This window comes from Pseudomonas sp. AC463 (assembly GCF_979253585.1).
On record NZ_CEEDDZ010000563.1, the window covers coordinates 1 to 276 of the forward strand.

Annotated in this window: 1 pseudogene; it reads left to right on the forward strand. The window is 68.8% G+C overall.

The window, feature by feature from the left end:
- A pseudogene (locus AC0IYH_RS31430) lies at positions 1–276 on the forward strand (hypothetical protein); the annotation flags it as partial.

Here is a 276-nt window from a genome sequence, read left to right on the forward strand (position 1 = left end):
GCGAACGTCGGTCAGGGCCAGATCAAGGCGGCGGACTATGTCCTCGTCGCGGAGATCGCCGGTGCCAACAGCAACGTCAGCGGCAGCGGCATCGCCGGCGGCATCGGCGGGCTGGTCGGCGGCCGCGTCGGCGGTCTGCTCGGCGGGCTGAAGAGCAAGAAGATGGAGGCGAACACCCAATTGTCGCTGACCAACGTCCGCACGACGGAGACGATCGCGGTCGAGGCCGGCTATGCCGCGAAGAACAACCTGGCGTTCGGCGCGGGCGGCTTCCTC